The 26,576-nt window shown below is 55.7% G+C and carries 21 protein-coding genes; 10 read left to right on the top strand and 11 right to left on the bottom strand.

The genetic code is table 11. The annotated features are described in order from the left end of the window. Window positions 1-122: 122 nt before the first annotated feature. The 4 genes from fdnG to araJ all read left to right on the top strand — a co-directional run bounded on the left by fdnG (window position 123) and on the right by araJ (window position 6,097). On the top strand, window positions 123-3,170 hold the full coding sequence (fdnG, locus tag RT644_RS02060) for a formate dehydrogenase-N subunit alpha (RefSeq protein ID WP_313625343.1): 3,048 nt from the start codon (window positions 123-125) through the stop codon (window positions 3,168-3,170). Between the two features lie 12 nt (window positions 3,171-3,182). Then, window positions 3,183-4,067: a formate dehydrogenase subunit beta gene (gene fdxH, locus RT644_RS02055; protein ID WP_016496044.1), complete on the top strand. Its 885-nt coding sequence runs from the start codon at window positions 3,183-3,185 to the stop codon at window positions 4,065-4,067. Then, window positions 4,060-4,716 (top strand): formate dehydrogenase-N subunit gamma, encoded by a 657-nt coding sequence (gene fdnI, locus RT644_RS02050; RefSeq protein ID WP_045508358.1) that lies wholly within the window; start codon window positions 4,060-4,062, stop codon window positions 4,714-4,716. The genes fdxH and fdnI overlap by 8 nt, the downstream gene beginning before the upstream one ends. A gap of 193 nt (window positions 4,717-4,909) precedes the next feature. Further along, the gene (gene araJ, locus RT644_RS02045; protein WP_097406719.1) at window positions 4,910-6,097 is read left to right on the top strand and encodes an MFS transporter AraJ; all 1,188 of its coding nucleotides are present in this window, start codon (window positions 4,910-4,912) and stop codon (window positions 6,095-6,097) included. A gap of 25 nt (window positions 6,098-6,122) precedes the next feature. On the opposite strand, the gene RT644_RS02040 is transcribed toward araJ, so the two are convergent. The 8 genes from RT644_RS02040 to adhP all read right to left on the bottom strand — a co-directional run bounded on the left by RT644_RS02040 (window position 6,123) and on the right by adhP (window position 14,885). Next, on the bottom strand, window positions 6,123-7,214 hold the full coding sequence (locus tag RT644_RS02040) for an alkylhydroperoxidase domain protein (RefSeq protein ID WP_313625340.1): 1,092 nt from the start codon (window positions 7,212-7,214) through the stop codon (window positions 6,123-6,125). A gap of 9 nt (window positions 7,215-7,223) precedes the next feature. Next, on the bottom strand, window positions 7,224-8,213 hold the full coding sequence (locus tag RT644_RS02035) for a putative FMN-dependent luciferase-like monooxygenase (protein ID WP_313625338.1): 990 nt from the start codon (window positions 8,211-8,213) through the stop codon (window positions 7,224-7,226). After that, a complete protein-coding gene (locus RT644_RS02030; protein WP_313625336.1) occupies window positions 8,210-9,817 on the bottom strand; it encodes an ABC transporter ATP-binding protein in 1,608 nt (535 codons plus the stop codon). Before RT644_RS02030 ends, RT644_RS02035 begins: the two co-directional genes overlap by 4 nt. Beyond that, window positions 9,814-10,665 (bottom strand): ABC transporter permease, encoded by an 852-nt coding sequence (locus RT644_RS02025; protein ID WP_313625334.1) that lies wholly within the window; start codon window positions 10,663-10,665, stop codon window positions 9,814-9,816. The genes RT644_RS02030 and RT644_RS02025 overlap by 4 nt, the downstream gene beginning before the upstream one ends. Next, a complete protein-coding gene (locus RT644_RS02020; RefSeq protein WP_045508373.1) occupies window positions 10,662-11,606 on the bottom strand; it encodes an ABC transporter permease in 945 nt (314 codons plus the stop codon). The genes RT644_RS02025 and RT644_RS02020 overlap by 4 nt, the downstream gene beginning before the upstream one ends. 11 nt (window positions 11,607-11,617) lie before the next feature. After that, entirely contained in the window at window positions 11,618-13,240 is a 1,623-nt protein-coding gene (locus tag RT644_RS02015; protein ID WP_016496052.1) for a TIGR04028 family ABC transporter substrate-binding protein, read from the bottom strand. A gap of 135 nt (window positions 13,241-13,375) precedes the next feature. After that, the gene (locus tag RT644_RS02010) at window positions 13,376-13,810 is read right to left on the bottom strand and encodes a glyoxalase/bleomycin resistance/dioxygenase family protein (RefSeq protein WP_016496053.1); all 435 of its coding nucleotides are present in this window, start codon (window positions 13,808-13,810) and stop codon (window positions 13,376-13,378) included. Window positions 13,811-13,874: 64 nt separating this feature from the next. Beyond that, window positions 13,875-14,885: an alcohol dehydrogenase AdhP gene (gene adhP / locus RT644_RS02005; RefSeq protein ID WP_016496054.1), complete on the bottom strand. Its 1,011-nt coding sequence runs from the start codon at window positions 14,883-14,885 to the stop codon at window positions 13,875-13,877. A gap of 275 nt (window positions 14,886-15,160) precedes the next feature. On the opposite strand from adhP, the gene RT644_RS02000 reads away from it, so the two are divergent. Further along, complete coding sequence (locus RT644_RS02000) at window positions 15,161-15,763, top strand: inorganic diphosphatase (RefSeq protein WP_313625330.1); 603 nt, start codon at window positions 15,161-15,163, stop codon at window positions 15,761-15,763. 206 nt (window positions 15,764-15,969) lie between these two features. Here RT644_RS02000 and RT644_RS01995 read toward each other — a convergent pair whose 3' ends face one another. The 3 genes from RT644_RS01995 to sra all read right to left on the bottom strand — a co-directional run bounded on the left by RT644_RS01995 (window position 15,970) and on the right by sra (window position 20,009). Continuing rightward, window positions 15,970-17,676 carry an ABC-F family ATP-binding cassette domain-containing protein gene (locus tag RT644_RS01995; protein ID WP_313625328.1) on the bottom strand — a complete coding sequence of 569 codons (1,707 nt, stop codon included), beginning with the start codon at window positions 17,674-17,676 and terminating at the stop codon, window positions 15,970-15,972. A gap of 302 nt (window positions 17,677-17,978) precedes the next feature. Beyond that, window positions 17,979-19,682, bottom strand: a complete 1,704-nt coding sequence (locus tag RT644_RS01990; protein ID WP_016496057.1) for an NAD-dependent malic enzyme — start codon at window positions 19,680-19,682, stop codon at window positions 17,979-17,981. A gap of 189 nt (window positions 19,683-19,871) precedes the next feature. Continuing rightward, window positions 19,872-20,009: a stationary-phase-induced ribosome-associated protein gene (gene sra / locus RT644_RS01985; protein ID WP_016496058.1), complete on the bottom strand. Its 138-nt coding sequence runs from the start codon at window positions 20,007-20,009 to the stop codon at window positions 19,872-19,874. Window positions 20,010-20,491: 482 nt separating this feature from the next. Here sra and RT644_RS01980 point away from each other — a divergent pair, with 482 nt between their 5' ends. The 5 genes from RT644_RS01980 to RT644_RS01960 are packed head-to-tail and all read left to right on the top strand — an operon-like array spanning window position 20,492 to window position 26,552. Continuing rightward, complete coding sequence (locus RT644_RS01980) at window positions 20,492-21,850, top strand: glycosyl transferase family 2 (RefSeq protein WP_313625326.1); 1,359 nt, start codon at window positions 20,492-20,494, stop codon at window positions 21,848-21,850. A 22-nt stretch (window positions 21,851-21,872) separates the two neighbouring features. Continuing rightward, complete coding sequence (locus tag RT644_RS01975; RefSeq protein ID WP_045508385.1) at window positions 21,873-23,147, top strand: glycosyltransferase family 2 protein; 1,275 nt, start codon at window positions 21,873-21,875, stop codon at window positions 23,145-23,147. Then, window positions 23,147-24,598, top strand: a complete 1,452-nt coding sequence (locus RT644_RS01970) for a radical SAM protein (protein ID WP_313625325.1) — start codon at window positions 23,147-23,149, stop codon at window positions 24,596-24,598. Before RT644_RS01975 ends, RT644_RS01970 begins: the two co-directional genes overlap by 1 nt. Then, complete coding sequence (locus RT644_RS01965) at window positions 24,585-25,397, top strand: hypothetical protein (RefSeq protein WP_313625324.1); 813 nt, start codon at window positions 24,585-24,587, stop codon at window positions 25,395-25,397. Before RT644_RS01970 ends, RT644_RS01965 begins: the two co-directional genes overlap by 14 nt. A 3-nt stretch (window positions 25,398-25,400) precedes the next feature. Then, the gene (locus RT644_RS01960; protein WP_313625323.1) at window positions 25,401-26,552 is read left to right on the top strand and encodes an MFS transporter; all 1,152 of its coding nucleotides are present in this window, start codon (window positions 25,401-25,403) and stop codon (window positions 26,550-26,552) included. Window positions 26,553-26,576 lie beyond the last annotated feature (24 nt).

The raw sequence follows: 26,576 nt of genomic DNA, 5'->3' as shown, positions 1-26,576 counted from the left end.
AAAGAGAACGCTCGAGACTATTAGGTATCAAGCGCCAGGCGTTATTGATTTACCGCAATTAATTCACCGCGTGGAATGTTTAGTTTTCCGGCCGCAGTCAAAGACAATAATTGAGGAAAACAATGGACGTCAGCCGCAGACAATTTTTTAAAATCTGCGCGGGCGGAATGGCAGGAACCACGGCGGCCGCGTTGGGATTTGCTCCCAAAATGGCGCTGGCGCAGGCGCGAAATTATAAATTACTGCGCGCCAAAGAGACGCGAAATTCCTGTACATACTGCTCCGTGGGTTGCGGGTTATTAATGTATAGCCTGGGCGATGGTGCGAAAAACGCGAAAGAGGCCATCTATCATATCGAAGGCGACCCGGATCATCCGGTCAGCCGCGGCGCGCTATGCCCGAAAGGGGCCGGCCTGCTGGATTACGTACACAGTGAAAACCGCCTGCGCTACCCGGAATACCGTGCGCCAGGCTCTGACAAATGGCAGCGCATTAGCTGGGAAGACGCCTTTAACCGCATCGCCCGTCTGATGAAAAACGACCGCGACGCCAACTTTGTTGAAAACAATGCCGCAGGTGTAAAAGTCAATCGCTGGCTGTCAACGGGCATGTTGTGTGCCTCAGCGGCGAGTAATGAAACCGGCATGCTGACGCAAAAATTCGTGCGCTCTCTCGGCATGCTGGCGGTAGATAACCAGGCGCGCGTCTGACACGGACCAACGGTAGCAAGTCTTGCTCCAACATTTGGTCGCGGTGCGATGACCAACCACTGGGTTGATATCAAAAACGCCAACGTGGTGATGGTGATGGGCGGTAACGCCGCTGAAGCCCACCCGGTCGGTTTCCGCTGGGCGATGGAAGCCAAAAACAATAACGACGCCACGTTGATCGTCGTCGATCCGCGCTTTACGCGCACGGCATCAGTTGCCGATATTTATGCGCCAATACGTTCCGGGACGGACATCACTTTTCTCTCCGGCGTGCTGCGCTACCTGATCGAAAACAACAAAATCAACGCCGAATACGTCAAACACTACACCAACGCCGCGTTGCTGGTGCGGGACGATTTTGCCTTTGAAGACGGCTTGTTCAGCGGCTACGACGCGCAAAAACGCCAGTACGACAAAACTTCGTGGAACTACCAGTTTGATGAAAACGGCTACGCCAGACGTGATGACACGCTGACCGATCCGCGCTGCGTATGGAACTTGCTGAAACAGCACGTGGCCCGCTATACGCCGGAAACGGTCGAAAACATCTGCGGTACGCCAAAAGCGGACTTCCTGAAAGTGTGTGATGTGCTGGCCTCAACCAGCGCGGCGGACAGAACCACCACCTTCCTGTACGCCCTGGGCTGGACGCAACACACCGTCGGCGCGCAGAACATCCGTACCATGGCGATGATCCAGTTGCTGCTCGGCAACATGGGGATGGCCGGTGGTGGGGTAAACGCCTTGCGCGGGCACTCCAACATTCAGGGGCTGACGGATCTGGGGCTGTTATCAACCAGCCTGCCGGGTTACCTGACGCTGCCGTCGGAAAAACAGACCGATTTACAGCAGTACCTGGCGGCGAATACGCCAAAAGCGCTGTTGCCGGACCAGGTGAACTACTGGAGCAACTATCCCAAGTTCTTTGTCAGCCTGATGAAGTCGTTCTACGGCGACGCGGCGCAGAAAGAGAATAACTGGGGCTTTGACTGGTTGCCGAAGTGGGATCAGGCCTGGGATGTGATCAAGTACTTCAACAAGATGGCGAAAGGCGAAGTCAACGGTTATATCTGCCAGGGCTTTAACCCGGTGGCGTCGTTCCCGGACAAAAACAAAGTGGTCAGCACGTTGAGCAAGCTGAAGTACCTGGTGGTTATCGATCCGCTGGTGACCGAAACCTCCACCTTCTGGCAGAACCACGGTGAGATGAACGACGTCAACCCGGCGGATATCCAGACCGAAGTGTTCCGTCTGCCATCGACCTGCTTTGCCGAAGAGGATGGCTCGATCGCCAACTCCGGCCGCTGGTTACAGTGGCACTGGAAAGGCCAGGACGCGCCGGGCGAAGCGCTGAACGATGGCGAAATCCTCGCCGGGATTTACCACCGCCTGCGCGAGATGTACCGCACCGAAGGCGGCAAAGGCGCGGAGCCGCTGCTGAAGATGTCCTGGAACTACCGCCAGCCGCACAACCCGCACTCGGAAGAGGTGGCGAAAGAGAACAACGGCTACGCGCTGGCGGATCTCTATGACGCCAACGGGCAACTGCTGGCGAAAAAAGGCCAACTGCTCAATAGCTTTGCGCTGCTGCGCGATGACGGCACCACCGCCTCATCGTGCTGGATCTACAGCGGGAGCTGGACGGAGCAGGGTAACCAGATGGCGAACCGCGATAACGCCGATCCGTCCGGGCTTGGCAATACGCTCGGTTGGGCGTGGGCGTGGCCGCTGAACCGCCGCGTGCTCTACAACCGCGCGTCGGCGGATGTGCAGGGTAAACCGTGGGATGCGAAACGGATGCTCATCCAGTGGAACGGGACGAAGTGGGTCGGCAACGACATCCCGGACTTCAACACCGCGCCGCCGGGCAGCAATACCGGGCCATTCATCATGCAGCAGGAGGGGCTGGGGCGGCTGTTCGCCCTCGACAAGCTTGCGGAAGGGCCATTCCCGGAACACTACGAGCCGGTGGAGACACCGCTGGGCACCAACCCGCTGCATCCGACCGTGATCTCCAGCCCGGTAGTGCGTCTGTTTGAGGACGATGCCAAACGGATGGGGAAAAAAGATCAGTTCCCGTATGTCGGCACCACCTACCGCCTGACGGAGCATTTCCACACCTGGACCAAGCATGCGCGTCTCAACGCCATCGCCCAGCCGCAGCAGTTTGTCGAAATCAGCGAAACGCTGGCGGCGGCAAAAGGCATCGCCAACGGCGATCGCGTGACGGTGAGCAGCAAGCGCGGCTTTATTCGCGCGGTCGCGGTGGTGACGCGTCGTCTGCGGACTTTGCAGGTTCATGGTCAGCAGGTGGAAACCATTGGTATTCCGCTGCACTGGGGCTTTGAAGGGGTGGCGCAAAAAGGTTATATCGCCAATACCCTGACGCCGAACGTGGGCGACGCAAACTCGCAAACGCCGGAGTACAAAGCGTTTTTAGTCAATATCGAGAAGGCGTAAAGGAGCGAAATAATGGCTATGGAAACGCAGGACATACTGAAACGCTCCGCCACCAACCCGGTCACGCCGCCCCCGCGGGCGCGTGATTACAAAGCGGAAGTCGCCAAACTTATCGACGTTTCCACCTGTGTGGGCTGCAAAGCCTGCCAGGTGGCCTGTTCGGAGTGGAACGATATTCGTGACGAAGTGGGGCACTGCGTCGGGGTTTACGATAACCCGGCCGATCTGAGCGCCAAATCCTGGACGGTGATGCGTTTTAGCGAAACCGAGCAGAACGGCAAACTGGAGTGGCTGATCCGTAAAGATGGCTGTATGCACTGTGCGGAACCGGGCTGCCTGAAAGCCTGCCCGTCGGCGGGCGCGATTATTCAGTACGCCAACGGTATTGTCGATTTCCAGCAGGAGAACTGTATCGGCTGCGGGTACTGCATCGCCGGGTGTCCGTTTAATGTGCCGCGCCTCAACAAAGAGGATAACCGCGTTTACAAATGCACGCTCTGTGTCGATCGCGTCAGCGTCGGCCAGGAGCCCGCGTGTGTGAAAACCTGCCCGACAGGGGCGATCCATTTCGGCACCAAAGCCGAGATGCTGGAGCTTGGCGAGCAGCGCGTGGCAAAGCTGAAGGCGCGCGGTTACGCCAGTGCGGGCATCTACAACCCGCAGGGCGTGGGCGGTACGCATGTGATGTATGTGCTGCATCACGCCGATCAGCCGGGCCTGTACCACAACCTGCCGAAAGATCCGCAGATAGATACCTCGGTCAACCTGTGGAAAGGGGTACTGAAGCCGTTGTCGGCGGCGGGCTTCCTCGCCACCTTCGCCGGGCTGATTTACCACTACATCGGCATCGGGCCGAACAAAGAGGTGGACGACGATGAAGAGGAGCACCATGAGTAAGTCAAAAATGATTGTGCGCACCACGTTTATCGACCGCGCCTGTCACTGGACGGTGGTGATCTGCTTTTTCCTGGTCGCGCTGTCCGGCATTTCGTTTTTCTTCCCGACGCTGCAATGGCTGACGGAAACTTTCGGCACGCCGCAGATGGGGCGCATTTTGCACCCGTTCTTTGGCGTGGTTGTCTTCCTCGCGCTGATGTTTATGTTTGTGCGTTTTGTACATCACAACATCCCGGACAAGCAGGATCTGCCGTGGCTGAAAAACATTGTCGAAGTGCTGAAAGGCAACGAGCACAAGGTGGCGAAAGTCGGCAAATACAATGCCGGGCAAAAGATGATGTTCTGGTCAATCATGAGCATGATTTTTGTGCTGCTGGTAACCGGGGTGATTATCTGGCGCCCGTACTTTGCGCACTACTTCCCGATTCAGGTGATCCGCTACAGCCTGCTGCTGCACGCCACTTCGGCGATCATTTTGCTGCACGCTATCCTGATCCATATGTATATGGCGTTCTGGGTGAAAGGCTCCATCAAAGGGATGGTTGAAGGGAAAGTGAGCCGCCGCTGGGCGCAGAAACACCACCCGCGCTGGTATCGCGATGTGGAGCGTCTGGAAGCGAAAAAAGAGAGCACCGAAGGCATTAAATAATCTGCAAACCGCTCCGGATAACCGTTCGGAGCGGTTTTTTCTTTCCTCACACCTGCGTTTCCCCCTTTTGCGCTTTATTCATTAATCTGCCCGAATGCATGGATTTATATGTCAGCCCGGCCATTTCAACTGGTCGCTGTGGCATGAATAGTCAATAATGCCTGTCGCAAACTTTTAACAAGTGGTTAGTGGTATGAAAAAAACCGTTTTTTCGTTGGCACTTGCGACCTTTGGTCTGGGCATGGCGGAGTTCGGCATTATGGGCGTGTTGACCGAACTCGCGAACAATGTCGGCATTTCAATTCCTTCGGCGGGGCACATGATCTCCGCTTACGCCTTTGGCGTGGTGATTGGCGCACCAATCATGGCGCTCTTTTCGAACCGCTTTTCGCTGAAAAACACGCTGCTGTTTCTGGTGGCGCTGTGTCTCGTCGGTAACGCCATTTTTACCTTCTCCAGTTCCTACACCATGCTGATTATCGCGCGCCTGATTTCCGGTTTCCCGCACGGGGCGATTTTTGGCGTGGGGGCGATAATCCTCTCTAAAATCGCACCGCCGGGAAAAGTGACCATGGCGGTAGCCGGGATGATCGCCGGAATGACCGTCGCCAATCTGATTGGCATTCCGCTCGGCACGTGGATCGGGCACGCGTTCAGCTGGCGCTACACCTTCTTGCTGATCGCCGTCTTTTTCGCGCTGGTGATCGTCTCGGTGATTGCCTGGGTGCCGTCGCTGTTTGATACCAGCGAAAGTCGCCTGAGCGAGCAGTTTCACTTCCTGAAGAAACCAGAACCGTGGCTGATTTTTGCCGCCACCATGTTCGGCAACGCGGGCGTATTCGCCTGGTTTAGCTATGTGAAGCCGTTTATGGTCAATGTTTCCGGTTTCAGCGAAAGTGCGATGACATTGATCATGATGCTGATGGGGCTCGGCATGGTGCTGGGCAATATGTTCAGTGGTCGCTTATCAGTGAAATTCAGCCCAGTGCGCATCGCGGCGGTAACGGAATTACTGATTATGCTGGCGATGCTGGCGCTGTTTGTCGCCGGTGAAAGCAAAGTGGGGGCGTTGTCGCTTGGTTTTGTCTGCTGCGCCGGGCTGTTCGCGCTCTCTGCGCCGCTGCAAATCATGCTGCTGCAAAATGCGAAGGGCGGTGAAATGCTCGGTGCGGCGGGGGGACAGATGGCGTTTAACCTCGGCAACGCGGTCGGTGCCTGGTTTGGCGGGTTGATTATTGCGTTTGGTTTCACTTACAGCTACCTGACGTTACCAGCGGCGGTGCTGACATTTGCCGCCATGACCTCGCTTCTGATCTATGGTCACCGAAAAACAAAGCATCAACCGCAACAGGCTGTTCAGCACTCATCCTCCACCCGGTGAGCCTTGTGCCCACCGGGTCAATCACTCACGGCAAATACGGCTCGCCAAGCGTTAACATCAAGCGGTTCGCCCATGCGAAAAACGCAGCAGACTGGATAAGATCCAGTTGCTGCAAGGTATCCAGCCCCTGAGCATTGAGTCTTTCCAGATGCGCCACCGTTAACGCAGGCGGCGTTACCGACAGCGCGGCAGCGGCATCAATTTCTGCCTGCCAGCGCGTCGATTGTCCCTCGCTCAAAATCCCGCCCGGCTGCACGGCCAGCAAGGTTTCCACGGCATTATCATCCTTCGATAACTGGCTGGTTTTACGCGCATGGACCGAAGCGCAGTAGATACAGCCGTTAATTTTACTGGCCGCGGTGGCCGCCAGCTCGCGTTCCGCTCGCGGTAAACCACCCGGCGTATAGAAAATGCCTTTATCGGTTAAGGTGCGCTGCTCCAGCACCGGCAGGTTACGGCCCAGCAGGCGGAAATAGTCGGAATCCGTATGGCCAAACTTCGCCAGGATCGCCTGTTCGTCGGGCGTGAATTCCGCCAGCGGTTTTGCCGCCAGCCACGGCTCCCAGCCTAATTCCTGTCGCGTAAATTGTACCGGCGCGGCTTTGCCGCTTTGCGTTTTCGCGCTGGTGTGCCAGGCACCGGCCACCACCGCAATATCGCTGTCAGCTACCGTTTTTCCGTTTAACAGCCGCAATCCGGCCAGTAGCCGGCTCTGGAAGCTGACAAACGCAACCAGTTGCGCCAGTGTGACAATACTCTCTTTCTTCCAGCCCGCGGCAACCAGTGTGTTCAGCGCCTGAGGCGTCGCTTTCACCGGCGAAAAAGTCAGTAAGCGGGCGAATTCCAGCGCCGGGGTTAAGCGTGCCGAAGTCGGGTCGGCGAGGCCAAAACCGGCGTAGTGTGCCGCCAGCTCATTGGCGTTGTGCCATTTCGCCACTTTCGCCGCCACGCTATAGCGCTCATCGGCGGTGAACGCCTCTTCCTGAATATCAAACAGCGCCTGGTAACTGCCTTGCGCATGCTGCGTTGCGGCATCACGCGTGTCACGCGCCTGAGCCACAGGAGAGCCGGGAGCGATCTCCGCCAGTTCGGCAAGAATGTCCTGAGTAAACGCCATAACCACTCCTTATAAAATCTGCGGGGCGATCCGCCCGGCGATCAGTTCGATGGAACGCAGGGTGTCCTGGTGCGAAGGTTCGACCGAATGCACCTGGAAAGAGATATCGGTGGCGCGCGCCAGCACGCTGTCTTTGCCGAGCGAATCCAGAACGGTTTTCGCATCACCGATATGGGCATCAAATTGTTGAATATAATCAGTGACGTTGTCACCATTTACGCGATAGCCCGCCGCGCGGTGCTGTTGCGCTTGCTTCGTAAGGCCCGGTGCGGCGACATGAAGCGCGTAATCAACGCTGTCGGCAACAAACGCGGTGCGCGACGCCAGAATGCGCGGTGTCACACCGGATGGCAGCGCGGCAAGGTAGGCATCGATCATCGGGTTCTGGATAGCATCCAGCGTCAGGAAGGGTTCATCGGCCGGACGCGGTTGGGTGCGCGACAGCATTAATCCGTGACCGCCTTGCGCTGCCCGGATAGCCCCTTCAACCGAAAAGGTGGCGATCCACACGCGCTCCGCCAGTTGCGGCGCAGGCGGGTAGAGGTGGTTATCCGGGTGAGTGAGCGAATCCCCGCGCCACGCACTCTGGATCAAATGCAGACCGTCGGCAAAGGCTGTCGCACGTTCGTTAATCGTCAGACCAAACGGCAGAAAGGATGTCGGCGTCCCGCCGGAGCCAAAGCCCACTTCCAGCCGTCCGTCGCTGAGCAAGTCCAGCACCGCCGCGTCTTCCGCCACCCGCAGCGGGTTTTCCAGCGGCAGAGTGATGATGGCAGTGCCGAGCCGAATGCGTTCAGTGTGCGCGGCAACGTGCGCCAGAAAAACCAGCGGCGACGGTAAACCGCCTTCGTGCTCATGGAAATGGTGCTGCGCAATCCACGCCGTATCGAAACCGTGGCGTTCGGCATGGCGGATCTGTTCCGTCGCCAGCCGGTAGCGCTCTTTCGGCACGGCGTTATCAAGCAGGCGGGTAAAAAAGCCCAGGCGTTTTCGCGTCATGCGAACTCCTCCGTAGCGGGTGAAAAATGGGGAATGGCGTTGATTAATTCGCGGGTATAGTCGTGCTGCGGCGCGGCAAACAGTTGCTCAACCGGACCGTGTTCGACAACGCGACCATTACGCAGCACCGTGACGCTGTGACCAATACGGCGCACGGTCGCCAGATCGTGGGTGATAAACAGATAAGTCAGCCCCAGTTGCTGCTGCAGTTGCTGAAGCAGGGCGAGGATCTGCGCCTGTACCGTGACATCCAGCGCAGAAGTGGCCTCATCCAGCACCAGGATGGATGGCTCAAGGATCAGTGCGCGGGCAATCGCAACGCGCTGACGCTGCCCGCCGGAAAGCTCCCGCGCCGTGCGTTCAAGTAGCGACAGCGGCAGCGCGACCCGGCGGGCAACGGCCTCCACGCGCGCCATGCGTTCCGCTTTCTCAATACGCTCAAAGTTCTTTAACGGCTCTTCGATAATCTGTGCCAGCGTCTGGCGCGGATCGAGCGAGGCGAAAGGGTTCTGATAAACGAACTGGATTTTGCGCCGCAGTTGCCGGTGCGCCTCCGGGCGCAACTGCGTGGCATCGATATCATCAATGATCACTCTGCCGCTATCCGCTTGTTCAAAGCCCAGCAGAATGCGCGCCAGCGTGGTTTTACCGGAACCGGATTCACCCACCAGCGCGTGGGTGCTGCCGCGGCGTACCTCAAAGCTCACGGCGTCAAGCGCCTGTAACGTGTGGCCTTTACCGAGCGAAAAGCGTTTATCGATATCCAGCAAACGGATTGCCGGTGAGGAGTGCGGCTGGCCGGAAACCGGCGCGATAGTCAGTGATTGCCCGTGCACATCGCTGAGCAACTGGCGGGTGTAGGCATGCTGCGGCGCGCGCAAAATATCCGCCGTCTTACCCTGTTCCTGAATGTCGCCGTCACGGAAAACCAGCAGCCGATCGGCGTGCTCGGCGGCCAGCGCCAAATCATGCGTCACAAACAGCACTGCCGTGCCGGATTCGCGGCGTAGCACATCCAGCAGATCGAGAATGCGTTTCTGCACGGTGACATCCAGCGCGCTGGTCGGTTCGTCGGCGATAATCACATCCGGTTGCAGAGCGATAGCCATGGCGATCAGGACACGCTGTTTCATGCCGCCGGAAAGCTGGTGCGGATACTGTTTGATGCGTTGCTCTGGATGGCTAAGTCCCACTTTGCTCAACAATGCCAGCACCTGCGCGTCGCACTGTCGGGCAGTGAGTTTGCTGTGCAGATGGAGCACTTCCGCCACCTGCGCACCGATCGTTTTGACCGGGTTGAGCGAATTTCCCGGATCCTGCGGCACCAGACTGATGCGCGCACCGCGCAAGCTGTTCAGCCGCCTGGCCGACCACTGGCTTATCACTTCGCCGTTAAGCACAATGTTGCCACTGTCGCGCCGGGCATTCTCAGCGAGCAGGCCAATAATCGCCTGCGCCGTGGTGGTTTTACCGGAACCCGACTCGCCGACAAATGCCAGCATTTCACCACGCTGGAGAGTAAAACTGACCTGATGCACCACTTCGCGCCATTCTCGCCCGGTGCGATAACTGACGCGTAAATTTTCTACCGATAACACTGTCATGCGCGGCCTCCGCGAAACTGGCGGCTGATGCGGTTTACCGCCAGCACCACCACAACCACGACTACACCCGGGAAGGTCGTCAGCCACCAGGCAGTGGATAAATAATTGCGTCCTTCCGCAATCAGTAAGCCCCATTCCGGCACCGGCGGCGGGGTGCCGTAACCGAGGAAACTGAGAGTGGAAAGGGCGAGGATCGCCTGGCCGAATTGCAGTGTGGCGAACGCCAGTACCGCCGTGAGCGAGTTGGGTAAAATGTGTCGCCACAGCACGGCCAGGAAGGTGCCGCCGCTGCCTCTGGCCGCTTCGACATAATCGGTATGGCGAATGCGCACCACTTCGCCACGCGACAGGCGGGCAAAACTGGCGACCGAAGCCACGCCGACGGCAATTGCCGCGTTCACCGTGCCAAAGCCAAGCAAAATAATGACCGTCAGCGACAGCAACAGCGAAGGAATTGAGAGCAGAACATCCACCAGACGCATCAGTACCGATTCGACGCGTCCGGCAAGCGCTCCGGCGATAACGCCGGTCAGCGTGCCGACAATCAACCCCATCGCCACCGCCGCCAACGCAGCCGAAAGGGAATGCGACGCGCCATAAACAATGCGCGCATACAGGTCGCGTCCTAGCTGGTCGGTGCCCAGCCAGTGACCGGCTTGTGGCGCCAACCGCTGCGCGCCGGCGATACCTTCTGTCGGGCTATACGCGGTAAACAACGCAGGGAATAACGCGGCCAGAACCGCCAGAATAATCACCGTCCACGCCAGCCATAATCCTGGCTGCCAGCGCAAACCCGACCAGACAGGAACCCGCTTGCGTGCGGCGATAGCGTAATCAACCAGGCTCATAACGCCCCTCCGCTAACGGTTTGCAGCCGCGGGTCAAACCACGGCATCAGTAAATCAACCAGCAGGTTGATCAGCACAAAGCCGAGCGCGGAGATCATCACCACCGCCTGCAACACCGCGATATCCTGATTATTTACCGCCTGCTGAGTAAGCTGGCCTAAGCCGGAACGGCCAAACACGGTTTCGGTAATTAGCGCCCCGGCAATCAATTCACCCAGCAGCAACCCGGCAATGTTCAGCACCGGCAGCAGGGCGTTGCCCGTCACATGCCGCCACAGCACGCCGGTTTCGCTAAAGCCTTTCGCGCGTGCTACCGCAACAAAGGGTTGCGCGGCAACCTGATCGATACTGCGCATGAAAATTTGCGCCAGCGGTGCACTAATCGGAATGGCAACGGTAATAATCGGCAGGATCAGTCCCTGTAGTGGCGAAGGGTTAATCACCGGGATCAACCGCCAGTGAAATGAGAACAGCTGAATCAGCGCGATCCCCAGCCAGAATGTCGGTAAGGAGATCAGCAGCACCGGAACAGACTGAATCGCATTACTAAGCCCGCGCAGCGCCGGAAGTCGGGAGGCAAACGCCAGCGTGAAGGCCAGTGCTACCGCGAGCGCAAAGGCGGGGAGCGCCAGCTGGAGCGTGTCCGGCAAATTGCTGGCGATAAGCTCGCTGACCGGTACACCCGCTTGCACCGAATAGCCAAAATCTCCGCGCACCATGGCAAGCAGCGTATGAAAATATTGCTGCCAGAGTGGACTGTTTGCGCCATAGGCCACGCGCATCTCTTCGATTTGCGTCGGGCTGAGGCCCAGATCCGGGTTCTGAAACTTAATCAGCACCGCGTCGCCCGGCAGCACCTGAAGCAGCACGAAAGAGAGAGTAAACGCGGCCCATAACACCAGCAGACCTTGCCCGGCGCGCCGCAGAAGATAGTGGCTCATCGCCTGCCTCCTCAGTGTTTTTCAATCCACGCGCCGTAGAACGACGGGCGACCTACGGCTTCAAAGCTTGCGCCTTTTAGCCATGGCGCGCCGGCAAAGACCTGCGGCTCTTCAAAAATCGGGATCACATAAGCGTTATCCAGCAGATAACGCTGCGCGTCACCGGTCAGTTGCAGACGTTTTTGTCCATCCACTTCGGCGGAAATGCTCACCAGCAGGTCGTTAAGTTTGTCGTCGCGGAAATTTTTCACCTTGTCGCTGGAGCCACCTTTTTGCAGCAGCGCGTCGCGGTTTGCCGGATAGAACATGCTTTTCACCACATCCGGATCGGCACGCCCGACCTCGGAAACAGTGAGTGGTGTTTTCAGCGGGTCGAGGTTATCCAGCGTATGGCTACCCGCATCGCCGGCTTTTACGCTCAACGCCACGCCAACCTGTCGCCACTGCTGCGCCACCAGTTGCAGCACCTCTTTGTTTTGCGGCTGCGGCAAGGATTCATACACTGCCAGCGCCAGTCGTTGTCCGTCTTTGCTGCGAATACCGTCCGCGCCTGTTTTCCAGCCCGCGTCGTCCAGCAGTTGCTTCGCTTTCGCCGGATCGAATGTCAGTTTGTCGCGCAGATCGACGTAACCGGCGGCAGAATGAGCAATCACAGAGGTTGCCTGCGGATAATTCGGCGAGAAAAGGGTATCGACAACTTGTTTAGCGTCAGTGGCGTGCAGCAGCGCCTGGCGGACCCGCACATCGGCAACCAGCGGGTTATCGGGGCGGAAACTTATGCTGTCATTCACGCCACGTGTCGGCGCGGCATAAATGTTGAAACCCTGATCGGTGGCCTGCTTTTCGTCGTATGCCTGCACCTGGCGAATAAAGCCCGCCTGACCCGACAGCAAAGCGCCGATGCGCACACTGTCTTCCGGGGTGACAATAATTTTTATGCCATCAAGATTCGCCGGGCCTTGCTGGGTAAGGTTTTTCGGCCCCCACTGATAATCTTTACGCGCGGTGAGGGTGACTTCACGCCCCAGTTTTTCATCGCTGACGACAAACGGCCCGGAACCAATAATCTGCCGCGCGTCGCCCAGTTGTTCGAAGTTACGCTGTAACGTACTGAGCGATACCAGACCAGAGCCAATGGTAGCGGTGCCTTGCAGGAAGCCCGGCGACGGTTTTTTAAAGTAGAATTTAACGGTCTGCGCATCGATCACTTCACTGTGATCGTAGTTATTGATCACTTCCGATACCGGCAGGCGTTGCGCTTTGTTGCCAAGGCCGTAGGTGTCGAAGTTTTTCGCTACAGCGTTGGCATCAAGCGGCGTGCCGTCGGAAAAGGTCACCCCCGGGCGAATTTTAAAGGTGTATTCGGTCTTATCGGCGTTGGTGCTCCAGCTTTCAGCAATCCACGGCTCCACCTGTAATGTTTTGGGGTTCTGCCAGGTCAGCTTGTCGGTGATTTGATTAAGAATGCCGCCGTTGGGGTAAAAACCCCCGGCTGGAGGGTATAAATTGGTGTGCGCCTGCTGCTCAAGATAAATTAGCGTGCCACCTTTAACCGGCGTCTGTGCCGCCCAGCTCTGAACGGAAGCGGCCGTTATCAGCACCGTCAGCAGCGGCAAGCGAAAAGGGATGTGCATGGTGAATTCCTTTGTTATCTATTGTCTTAACGTCGGATTCATCATCCGGTGCGCGCTATAACAAGGGAACAAAGGAATTGAGATAAGCATTTCAGAAAAGCGCAAAACCGGGGCACGCCCCGCTAAGACAGCGCGTTAACGCAGCCAGGGCGTAATGGTCAGCCCGACCAGTACCCCTTCAGGCGCAAGCAGGCGCGTGACGCTCTGCCCCCAGGGTTCCAGACGGTTAGCAACCAGCAGTTGATACCCTTTGTTGACCAACACATCGGTAGCGGTAGCCAAATCCTGCACTTCAAATTCAACCCAGCTTTGCGGAACGGGGTGGGAATCCGGCCATTTCTCTGCGCCAAAGCACGACGCGGCGGCGTGATGCAGCGGCCACAGGGCGAAGTGTTTTGCGCCGTCGAGCGCATCGTGGTCGGCGACGAGGTAATCGCTCGCGCCCTCCATCGGTTTCAACGGCAGCCCAAGGGTGTGCTGGTAAAACGCCTGGCTGTCGGCAACGTTTTGCGGAATGGGGCCGAAACCGGCGATAAACAGCACTTCAAGCCCGGGGATAGTGGGGATCATAAACACCTCTGTGTCAGAAAAAAGGGGGCAGTCATGCCCCCCGATTATAGGCAATGCCCGGTGATTAATGGCGGAGGTCGATCACCATACGACCACGGATCTGGCCCTGTTCCATCTCTTTAAAGATGGCGTTGATATCTTCCAGCGGGCGCAGCGCCACTTTCGGCACCACTTTGCCTTCGGCGGCGAACTGGAAGGCTTCGTGCAGATCCTGACGCGTTCCGACCAGCGAACCAACGACCTGAATGCCGTCCAGCACCAGGCGCGGAATATCGAGGCTCATTGCTTCTGGCGGCAGACCCACGGCCACCACGCGACCACCGGCACGCACGGCATCAACAGCCGAGTTAAAGGCTGCTTTTGCCACCGCGGTAACTACGGCGGCATGTGCACCGCCGGTTTTTTCATGCACCACTGTTGCCGCATCTTCGCTGCGTGAGTTGATGGTGAGATCCGCGCCCATGCTGGCAGCGAGTTTAAGCTGCTCATCATTTACGTCGATGGCGATCACTTTGGCGTTAAACACATTTTTAGCGTATTGCAGCGCGAGGTTACCCAGCCCGCCGAGGCCGTAGATAGCAATCCACTGGCCCGGTTTAATCTGCGAAACTTTCACCGCTTTATAGGTGGTCACGCCCGCGCAGGTGATGCTGCTGGCTGCGGCGGAGTCCAGACCGTCCGGCACTTTCACCGCATAATCCGCGACCACAATGCACTCTTCCGCCATGCCGCCATCGGCCGTGTAACCAGCGTTGACTACCTCACGGCACAAGGTTTCGTTGCCGCTGTTGCAATATTCGCAGTGGCCGCAGCCCTGAAAAAACCACGCCACAGAAGCGCGATCGCCCACTTTCAGCGAGGTCACGCCTTCGGCCACCTGGGTGACAATACCAATGCCTTCGTGTCCGAGGATCACACCGGTTTTGTCGCCGAAATCCCCGTTTTTCACGTGCAAGTCCGTATGGCAAACGCCACAGCACTCCATTTTCAGTAACGCTTCGCCATGTTTCAGCGGGCGTAATGTTTTTTGAGTCACTTCAACCTGATGATCTTTTGTAACAACAGCAGCCTTCATGGTGTTTCTCCTGTGATGAGGCATGGAACTGAGATCCGGGTGTGGCGTATGGCTTCATCCGTAATATACGTCTTTAGAATTAATGGTTTAGGAGGGACATTCAAGAGCAGGGCAACATGCTGTAATACTTTCAGCGCCTTTCCCCTGGTTTAGGTAGGGTAAATAATCAGTAACCATGCTGTTAATAAGGTTATAGAGTTCGCAGCATCTATGTCATGCTACTGTCATCAATTGCCGCCAAATTGTTGCTTTCTATAACAAAAGAGTGATTAACAATGCATCTGGTGAAAAAACTGCTGGCCGTCAGCGTTCTCTTATCCGCCTCGGTTCAGGCACACAATATTCTTGCGTTTCCGCAGCCGGAAAATAACCCGGAAGAGTTCTATGCGGTAACGGAAATCCCGGCGGGCGGCATTATTAAGTATGAAACGGACGCCGAAACCGGCTTTATCGTGGCTGATCGCTTTCAGTCAATGCCGGTGGCTTACCCGGCGAACTACGGCTCGCTCACCCAGTCGCTGGCGGGGGATGGCGATCCGCTGGATGTGATTTTCTACACCCGCGCGCCGCTGGCACCGGGAACGCTGATTAAACTGCGCCCGATTGGCGTGCTGAAAATGATTGATGGCGGCGAAACGGACGACAAAATTGTTGGCGTACCGGCCAGCAAAATCGACCCGACCTATGACGACATTAAAAACATCACCGATTTGCCTAAAATCGAGCAGCAACGGCTGGAAGCGTTCTTCCGCATTTACAAACAGTTGCCGGACGGACGTAAAAAAGTGGAGCTGAACGGTTTTAACGACGCGGCAACCGCAAAGCAGGAAATCAAACAGGCATGGGAGGCCTGGAAAGCGAAAAAAACGCAGCAGTAAGAAACCGCCTGCATACCGCTGACATGGGTTGCGCTTTTTGAGTGACGTCCTCACTAAAAAGTCTCTGCCGGTTCTGCATGATGTCGATCCGAGGACACGCAGGGTGTTTCCTCCGCGCGAAAAGAATAAACCAGCACCTGTTGCTAACCCGCAGCACAGGCTGATGTTAAAAAACAGGCGCCGTAAGGCGCCTGTTTGCTGTGGTACTACAACCGTTGTTGCAGGCGGGCAATCTCCTCGCGCCACTGCGCCTGAAGTTGCGGTTTCTGGTGCTTCGCTTTACGCGCCAGGTCTTCTGCCAGTTGGGTTTCAAGCTTAATTAAACGCTCCAGAAGGGCATCAATATCCTCTGGCTCAGCGGCGACGCTAAGCGCCTCCGGCGCTGTCTGCTCGTGGCGGACACTTTCGCGCAGGCGTTCGAACACCGCCTCAGCATCATGCCATTCGCTCAGCTCACCGTTTTCCACCAGCCAGAAGCGGTTACAGCTACTGCTGATAAGCGCTCTGTCGTGGCTGACCAGCAACACACCGCCGCTGAACTGTTGCAGCGTTTGCGCCAGCGCCTCTTTGCCTGCCATATCCAGATGGTTGGTTGGCTCATCCAGCATCAGCAGGTTAAAGCGCGCCAGCGACAGACCGACAAATAATAACCTGGAGCGCTCACCGCCGCTGAGTGTCGCCACGCGTTGCCCGTGACGCGCCCAGGCAAAACCGGCGCTGATGAGCGCCATTTTGCGATCCTGTGGCGCGGGGGCAAACGGCTCTAGCGCGTCAAACAGCGTGGCGTCATCCGGCAACTGATGCAGCGTCTGGTCGTAGTAACCGGCGTTCAGCCGGGGATGCAGACGCAACCCGGATGCGCTTTCCTGCTGGTAAGCCCGCCAGATAAGACGCAGAAGCGAGGATTTCCCGCAGCCGTTACGCCCGACAATGGCGACCCGATCGCCGCTTTTCAGCCGCGCAACCGGCACCCGGAACAAGTCCGGTAATCCGGGCGCAGGCGGAACAGCGAGCTGTTCCATCTCCAGCAGACGATCCGCCCTGAGTTCCTCGCCATGCAGCGCCAGCCGCCACTGGCTGCCCTCGGTCAGTTCGGTCTGGTTCTCTTTCAGGCGTTCAACCTGGCGCTCCATCTGTTTCGCTTTGCGCGCCAGATCTTCGTTGTCATAGACGCGCCCCCAGGTGGCCAGCCGTTTGGCGCTGGCGGTAACGCGGTCGATCTCCTTTTGCTCCGCTTTGTGACGCAGGGCATCGCTCTCATCCCGCGCTTCCAGCGCCTGCCGCGCCGCGCTACAGGGGAGCGCGAAGCTGTGCAGCGTATGGTCACGCAGGATCCAGCTGCCATTGGTCACCGCATCCAGTAACGCCGCGTCGTGCGACACCATCACGAAACTGCCGGACCAGCTTTGCAGAAACTGTTCCAGCCACAGCAATGTGGGCAGATCGAGGTGGTTGCCCGGCTCATCCAGGAGTAGCAGATCCGGTTCGCGGATAAGCGCCCGCGCCAGCAGCAAGCGGGTATGTTGCCCGCCGCTCAGCGTGGCGGCCGTTAAGGCGATTTCATGCGGACTCAGTCCCATGCTGGCCAGTAATGCTTCGCCGCGCCAGCGCTGGCTGTCGCGCTCCGTCGACGGGAGCTGTGCAAGTACTGCATCAAGCAGCGTCATCGATAACAGGGCATCGGGCAGATGTTGCTCAACGCGCGCCAGCAGGCACTGGTTTGCCACCGTCACGTTGCCGGAAAGCGGCGACAGCGAACCGTCCAGCACTTTTAGCAGCGTACTTTTGCCGCAGCCATTGTCGCCAATTAGCCCGAGGCGATCGCCTTTTTTCAGGGTGAAGGAGAGATCGGAAAATAACGGACCAAACGCCGTTTCAACACGGATAGATTGTGCAGATAGTAATGTGCTCATTGCTTACTCAAGAGTTACAGGCACGAGCGTGCCTCGTCAAACATCGCTGACGATAACCTGGTAAGCCCAAGGGAAGGGATTGTTGTCTTCGCTCAAGCCGAAGTTATCGCAGCACGAAACCGATAACGCTTGAGCTGGCGCGATCGCCAAAGGCATGTGAATAGTCAAACAATTCACAATACAGCATAAGTAGCCTCCTTTTTTATATTCAGTAAGTTAATGGGTGAAAAGGAGTTTAGCGGGGAAATGAATGTTTTACCAGCAGGGAAAAACCCGGCGCACTGCGGCGCCGGGTGCGGAGATTAAATAGAAGTACGGCGGTAGCTGCGGTACTTCGGCTCCCAGAAGTTTTCGTCAATGGATTGCTTCAGCGCTTCGGCCGAGGTTTTTGCCGCCAGACCTTGTTGTTGCGCCATTTTGCCAACGGCAAAGGCTATGGCGCGTGAAACTTGCTGAATGTCTTTAAGCTCCGGCAGCACCAACCCTTCGCCATTAAGCAGCAGCGGGGAGTATTCCGCCAGCGTTTCGCTTGCCGCCATCAGCATTTCATCCGTAATGCGTGACGCGCCGCTGGAAATAACCCCAAGACCGATGCCCGGGAAGATGTAGGCGTTGTTGCACTGGGCAATCGGGTAGGTTTTCTCTTTCCACTGCACGGGCGAGAACGGGCTGCCGGTGGCAACCAGCGCCATCCCATCCGTCCAGCTAATGATATCCTGCGGCGTTGCTTCCACGCGCGAGGTCGGGTTCGACAGCGGCATGATAATCGGTCGCGGGCAGTGTTTGTGCATTTCACGGATGATCTCTTCCGTGAACAACCCGGTCTGTCCAGAAACACCGATCAGAATATCCGGTTTCACGTTTCGCACCACATCCAGCAGGGAAAGGGCTTCATTCTGCGCGCCGGTGTCCCAGTTTTGCAGGTTTTCGCGTTTTTGTACCAGCTTACTCTGGAACGGCAGCAAATTCGGCATTTCGTCCGTCAGCAGGCCGAAACGGTCAACCATATAGACCTTCTGACGGGCGTCCGCTTCGCTCAACCCTTCACGCTGAGTCTGCGCAATGATTTGTTCCGCAATACCGCAACCGGCGGAACCCGCGCCAAGGAAGACGATTTTCTGCTGGCTGAGCTGGCTGCCCGCCGCGCGGCTGGCGGCGATCAGCGTCCCGACAGTGACTGCCGCCGTGCCCTGGATGTCATCGTTAAAGCAGCAGATTTCATCGCGATAACGGTTCAGCAGCGGCATGGCATTTTTCTGCGCGAAGTCTTCAAATTGCAACAGCGCGTCCGGCCAGCGCTGTTTCACCGCCTGAATAAATTCATCCACAAAAGCGTAGTAATCATCGCCAGTGATACGCGGATGACGCGAACCCATATAGAGCGGATCGTTAATCAACTGCTGGTTGTTGGTGCCAACATCCAGCACGACGGGCAGGGTGTAAGCCGGGCTGATACCGCCGCAGGAGGTGTAAAGCGACAGCTTACCAATCGGAATACCCATGCCGCCGATGCCCTGGTCGCCAAGACCGAGGATGCGTTCCCCGTCGGTCACCACGATCACTTTGATGTTGTGATTCGGCACGTTTTGCAGGATGTCGTCCATGCTGGCGCGGTTCTGCCAGGAAATGAACACCCCGCGTGCGCGGCGGTAAATATCAGAGAAACGCTCGCACGCCCAGCCGACGGTTGGGGTATAGATCACCGGCATCATCTCTTCGAGATGATTTTCGACCAGCCGATAGAAGAGGGTTTCATTGGTGTCCTGAATATTGCGCAGATAGATGTGCTTATCGATGTCGGTTTTAAAGCCCTGATACTGCAACCAGGCGCGTTCGGCTTGTTCTTCAATGGTTTCAACCACTTCTGGCAGCAGGCCAAGCAGGTTGAAGTTGCTGCGCTCTTCCATGCTGAAGGCGCTGCCTTTGTTCAGCAACGGAAACTCCAGCAACACGGGTCCAGCGTAAGGGATATATAACGATCGGTTTTTATTATGCTTTGCATTCATCTTACAGCTCCTTGATCAACTTTCTCCCGTGGGGGTGAGTCACGGGCAGGTACAGCGGCGGGCGCAAGTATAAAGCATCGCTTCAGCAAATACTTCCCGATCGCGGTATTCGTTGATTGAATTTTTAGCAATAACAAGGAGAGGGGGGGATAAAACACCACCCCGGACGGGGTGGTGAGGGTGGACAAATCAGCCTGCGCGGCGATGACGCCCGGAGCGGTGAGTGACCACCGTCTCTTCCTGGTTGTCTTTCGTGACAACTTTGCGGGTGTTCGACACTTTGTAATCCAGCCCCATAAGATGACGTGCCTGACGGTTCGATTTCATGCTTACTCCTTAATCCAGTTCAATGTTTCAAGGACAAGCCCGGTGACTGACCGGGCGAAATTCAATCTCATCATTGCGCGGTACAAAAAACATACCGAACTGTTATCCTCGGACATCCCGGTATAAAGTGCAATAAGAAAAGTTACCTTTAGGTTTTATCGCGATAAATAATAAAGCCTCTCTAACAGATTAAATTCCTGCACACTATAGGGTTTGCGAGTAAAAATTCCGAATGGCCTCAATTAAAGTAGAATATTCTTGAGTTTAAACGCCTTCACAAAGTTGCTTAATGGTTACAATAATTAAATTGATATATTACGGATGAAACATCATTTCGCTTTTTTATGTGACGAAAAGTAAAAAAATGACATTATCTTCAACATTGCGATGCCAACCACTTTAAACCCAGGCCGTAATATGCTTTTCTTAGCATCAATGGAATAATTAAAAAAATATCTTCGCAATGAGAAAGAGGTAATTCCATGGACGTTAGAAATGGAGTGATTTTTATTTCTTTTGATGCTGTTGCTTTTTCGGGAATTACTGTTGAAGCATTCAAAACAGCACAAGAGTTAGTGCACAAGGGAATTAAGCCTTATCTTGATCTTGGTTACGACATCAAGATTGATAAAGGCAAATTCAATAAACCATATGAATGGGAGAATGCTATATATAAAGGTGGATTTACGCTTGTACGAATAAATGACATTACCAGCCTACCTGACTACAACCCCGGTTTTATCGAGTACTCGCATAATGTATTGATTAGCCAGAAAATAACCGCTTCATCAGCGGAACGTGAAAGAATTCTTTCTGTGATTGATAAAACAGCATGCCAACTGGCAAAAAAAATCGTGCTGCAATGGGAGCAACTCAATATCGGTACGGTTTATGTTGAAAACGGCACGCTTCCGGAAAATATTATTTATACAAAGGCTCTATATATTGCAATAGATGTATATGGGAAGCGATATGATTTAGAGAAATTCGTCACCTGGCGCGACCATGATTTAATGTGGAACAGCGAAAAAACGGTGATGAAATATGGTGCTTATCCATACCCATATGCCATCAAACCCATAAAATCCCCTTATATCACCTACGTTACGCTTAATGAGGATTTGAAAGCAAAACTTGAAGAATGGTGTAACTATGCTGTTGAAGTTAAAGTTAAAAAGAACGCTTACAACTTTAGCGAGGCGCGAAGTCATAGTGATATGCGGCGCAGCCTTGGTATAGGTTGTAATGATATATTGATTGCCCGAACCACGCGCCTCATCCCACAAAAACGGCTTGACCGGGATATTTACCTGGTATCAAAACTCAACCAGCTATTTCAACAACACGGTCGCGAGGGGCACGTATTTCTTGTTATCGCAGGCGATCCCCATGAGGCGCCAGAGTGTTATCAATCGCTGGTTGATTTAGCAAGGACATTACAGGTTGAACCGTTTATACACTTTATTGGTTGGCTGCAGCACGGTTACATGCCTCCGGGCATGAACACCTACACCATTGAAGATTTATATTACTCGTGTGATGTCGTCTCTTTTCTGACGTCATGGGATTACGACAGTTATGGAAATCCAATTGGTGAAGCGATTAGTCACCGGCGCTGTTACATTTCGACACGTTACGAATATTATGACGAAGTCTATGGGCAATATGGTTTCTTTGCGCCAGTCATGGATATTTCTGCCGAGAAAGATGATTTACCTGACGATGAGTTTATTCTCAATGTTTATAAACTCATCACTAACAAACCGTTAATGTCAGAAATGGCTTATCAAAATTTTCTTATTGGTAAGAAAATACTTAACAGTAAGAGCATTGAGTCTTAATTAATACTCAGGGAGAGTATATATGCGTAACAATGTTTATGTTTCGATTGTCTTACCCGTTTATAACGAGAGTGACAGAATTAATTCTGTGCTTGTCTCGTTACTTCATCAAAGAACGCGTAATAACATGCTGACACATGATAACTGGGAGCTGATCGTGGTGGATAATAATTCCACCGACGATTCAGTAGCGCAAATAGAGGATTTTCATCGGCTCAATCCGGCAATGGATATTCATATCATCAAGGAAACCACGCAGGGTGTCTCCTCCGCGCGAAAATGCGGAATGGACTACGCCTCGCTGCGTTCAAAAGCGCGTGATAAACGCCTTGGCATAAACCGTAAGCACTATATCGTTTCGGCCGATGCGGACTGTACCGTGGACAGCTGGTGGCTGCACACGCTAATTGAAAAAATGGTCGAGGAAGCAGGGGATTTAGGCACCTGTAATTACTACTACAACGAAAACGACTTCCGGCTGCGCCCGAACCTGTTTGCGGAGATCCAGAAAACGCTGCGCTGCCGCGATGTCTCCTTCTCGCTGTTTGGCGGCTTCCCGGATGGCAAAGGTTTTGCCGTTGAACGTACGATGTACGACAAAGTCGGCGGCATTGAGATTTTTTACCAGCTCAATAACGGCCGGTTTGTCGAGCACCTTTCCGATGACTGGGATTTCGGTATTCGCGTGATCGCCGCGGGCGGAAAACCTGTCTACGCACGCGATTCCCATGTTGAAATCAACAGCCGCCGCGTGGACACCATTCTGCAGGAAGTGATAACCGGTGTCGCTTATGGACAGGATGGCATCATCATCATGAAAGATGTCCGTCCGGAAGGGGGACAGCAAACCTCGCTGAGCGACACGACACCAGAACAGTCATTACAGGCCTGGCACTACTCCATAAAAGATTACGTGCCGAAAAACATTGTGCTGCCGGTGCTTCTCAACCCGCACCTGCTGTTAGACAGCGACGCCGTGCGTGACTTCTTCGGTCCGGTGGTAGCCGATCGCCTGTTCCGGCGCATCGAGGCCATCAAACACGAAACACGCATTATCGATTTCACGCCCATCCACGCCTATAAAACGCCCGCTTACCGGCTCTATTTCGAATTTCGCGACGAGATTTTCAGCGCCATGCGCCGTGCGATGGGCGAAGACATTGGTTTCCCACCGCCGCTGCCAGCCTGTTTTGACGAGGTTGAGGAGCGCGATTTCCAGCGTTTCGTCTGGTATTTCTGTGAGGATCGCGAGTCCGGCATGGCGCATAACTACTTTGCCAACGGGGGAGTCTTCTGATGAACAGCGCACTTCTGGATTCATTGAACGATCTCGACCCGCACTACCCGGTGCCGCGCGTGTACGACTTTCTGGCGGCGCCGGAAAATCACACCTTGCTGGAGTACGTCTACCGGGATCCTTTTGGTTGCCACGTGTTTCCGGGCGACATCAAAGACTACCCGCAGGACGCCTTTTTCCGCGAGATGGAACACGAAATTAAACAGGCAGCGCAGATCCATCTCTGGGCGTCGATTCCCACCTGCCGCTACCGCTGCCATTTCTGCCAGTTCCCGACCATTATCATTAATCCGCAGAGCGCCCCCTCACGGGCCGTTTTTCACCGGGTGGTGGATCAGAATATTCAGGAAGCAACGTTGTGGCTGCAAAACGTGCCCGCGCTTGCCCATGCGGAAGTGGGCGAATTTAACGTTTTCGGCGGCACGCCGTCGTTGCTGCCGGAAGCGGAACTTCGGCGTCTGATTGAGTTTTACCGCAACAATTTTAACTTTTCTGCCGCCACGCTGCGCTTTGAAGGGGAACCGGCAACGCTGACAAAAGCTTATCTGCAGCTGCTCAAAACGCTGGGTTTCAGCAAAATCAGTTTTGGCGTCCAGTCATTCAATAACCAGCTTATCGAAGCCTGTGGACGCAAACATAGCGCGGAAACCTGCGAACAGACGATTGCGAACGCGCGCGAAGTCGGTTTCGACTGGATAAGTGTGGATCTGATCTACGGCCTGCCAGGGCAAAGCGTCGATGACGTGAAATATGATATGGAGAAGTGCCGCGAACTGGCGCTTTCCCATGTCGTCTGCACAAAGCTGCATATGGCGGAATTGATGAAGCAGCGCACCGGGGTATCGGGGCAGCGCCAGAGTTTATGGCAGAAAAAAGGGACGACCAGCCGCTTTCCGGGGCTGGGTAAGCAGTACCAGATGCGTGAGCTGATCGAGCGCTACTTCGCCGATGAGTACACTGAGCATCCCACCATGTATTTCCATCAGCGCACCCAGCCTGCGGAGAAGTGGAAAGGGCTGATTACTGATCTTGATAAACAGTATCCGGAAGTGGCGATTGGTCTTGGCGGCAGTTCGAAATGCACGCAGTCGGAGGCGATCAACATTACGGATTACAAACACTACTCCCAGGCGCTGGAAGAAGGGCGCTTACCCATTGAATCGCAACAAGGTTTTTCACCGCTTCAGCGCGAAGTTAATGCCTTCAAAATGGCGCTCTCCACTCTGCGTCCGGTCAACGATAGCGAATTCCGCCAGCGCTTCGACGGTCGCAGTTTTTTCCACAACCCGGTGATTCATCGCGCGTTAGAAACGTTAACGCAAAAAGCGCTCATCACCGTGACTGGCGATAACGTCACGCTTACGCCAAATGGCGTCACGCTGGTGGAAGCGATCATTAATACCCAATTCACATTCGCCGACAGCCAGGAGGTCGCGCATGAAACACACTGACGCATCAACACCGGTTTTTAGCCTTTATTACATCGCCATTGACACCGAAGCCGGGGTCACCAATGAACAGTTTGAGCAGTTTGTTCGTGAGAAAGGGTGCCAGATCCCCTGTTATCCCGGCTGGCGCTGGACGTTGCTGCGCGGCCTGCGGGGAGAGCGCGCCGGGCAATTTCTGATGCTGTATGAAATCGAAAACGCCGACCTGCGCGATCGTTACCAGCGCGCAGACGGCAATCTCACCGAACTGGCGCGTCAGTTCTGGCGCGATCGCCCGCACGCTCAGCAATTGCTGAGGGAGTGGCAACGACTGGGGACATTCAGCGCGCTACCGACGATCTACACCGATTATCGGCTGCTGGCAGAAAACAAAAAAAGCACCGTGATGGATGGCCCCCGCTATCGCGAGCGGCCGGGAGAGGAACCGGAAGCCAGGGTGATTGGCATCCATAACCTGGCGCTGCGCCCGGATGTCGAAGCCGCGACCTTCGAGACCTTTATCGCCGAAAATTACCAGCGTATTGAAGATTACCCGGACTGGAAATTCCGCTTGCTGAAAGGCGAGCGCGGCAACCGGCTGGATCAATATGTGGTGATGATGGAGATCGCAAGTCTTGCGGCGCTGGATGTTTTCTATCCTGAACCGGATATCGCCACCGATCAGGCAGCCATTTTCGCCAGCGCGCACCGGGACACCAAACAGATGTACGAGGAGTGGAAACAGCTCGCGTCCTTCTCGGGATCGCCGCAAATCTACACCGATTATCTGGCCGTGGCCGAAAGCCAGGGACAAGGAGTGTAGCCAATGACAACGCCTCACCCGGCCACAAATACCGGCGCACAGCATGCGACGCGGGGGATATTTTTTATCGCTGGTCTGGCGGTCTCCGCGTGGGCACCGCTGATCCCGCTGGTGAAAGCCACGCTGCACGTTGATGACGGCGCGCTGGGTTTGCTGCTGTTTTGCATTGCCGCAGGGTCGATGCTGGCAATGCCGTTCAGCGGTAGCTTAATCAGCCGGTTTGGCTGTCGGGCCGTGATCCTCTGCTGCGCCCTGGTGTTGTGTCTCGATCTGCCCGTAATGTTGTTTATCGATTCCCCCGTCGTGATGGGCGGGGTTCTGCTCTTTTTCGGCGCGGCAAATGGCCTGCTCGATGTGTCGATGAACAGCCAGGCGGTGGTGGTTGAGCGTGAATCCGGACAGGCAAGAATGGCTGGTTTCCATAGCTTTTATAGCCTGGGTTGCATCGCGGGTGCCGGAAGCGTCAGCCTGTTGTTGTGGGCAGGTGTGGCGCCGCGACACGCCATTTTACTGATTGCGCTGCTGATTCTGGCGATCGCGCTGGCTTCATCCGGCCATTTATTAGCCAGACGCCCGCAACAAACCGACGCGAAAGGAAGCCTGCTGCGAACGCTGGCGCATCCGCATGTGCTTTTCATCGCCATCGTCTGTTTTTTTATCTTTCTGATCGAAGGCGCGATGCTGGACTGGTCCGCCGTTTTCCTGCACAGCGAACGGCAGATGCCCGCGCAGCAGGCGGGCCTGGGCTTTACGCTCTACTCCATTGCCGTAGCGCTGGGGCGGGTATATGGCGATCGCTTAATCAACACGTATGGCAACGTGCGCGTGCTGCTCTTCGGCGGAGTGTGTGCCGCGGCAGGGTTGCTGGTGATGGTTTCACTGCATAGCGCCATGCTCTCTCTTGCCGGGTTCGTGCTGGTTGGCGCGGGGCTGGCGAACATTGTGCCGGTGCTTTTCTCCGGCGCGGGGAATCAGCCCGGTGTGCCGTCGCACTTCGCGCTGCCCGCCGTCACGTTATTCGGCTATGCGGGATTGCTGAGCGGCCCGGCGCTGATTGGCGCCATGGCTCAACACTTCAGCCTGAGCGCGGTGTTCAGTGCCGGCATTGTGCTTCTGCTGCTGGTTAGCCTGCTGGCGCGCAACATTATCCATTAACCACGGGCACGCCCGTGTTGTGAA

Source organism: Kosakonia sp. (assembly GCF_032104925.1).
Classification (GTDB): Bacteria; Pseudomonadota; Gammaproteobacteria; order Enterobacterales; family Enterobacteriaceae; genus Kosakonia.
Note: the sequence above shows the minus strand (reverse complement) of the source record. Positions and strands in the feature narration are given on the sequence as shown.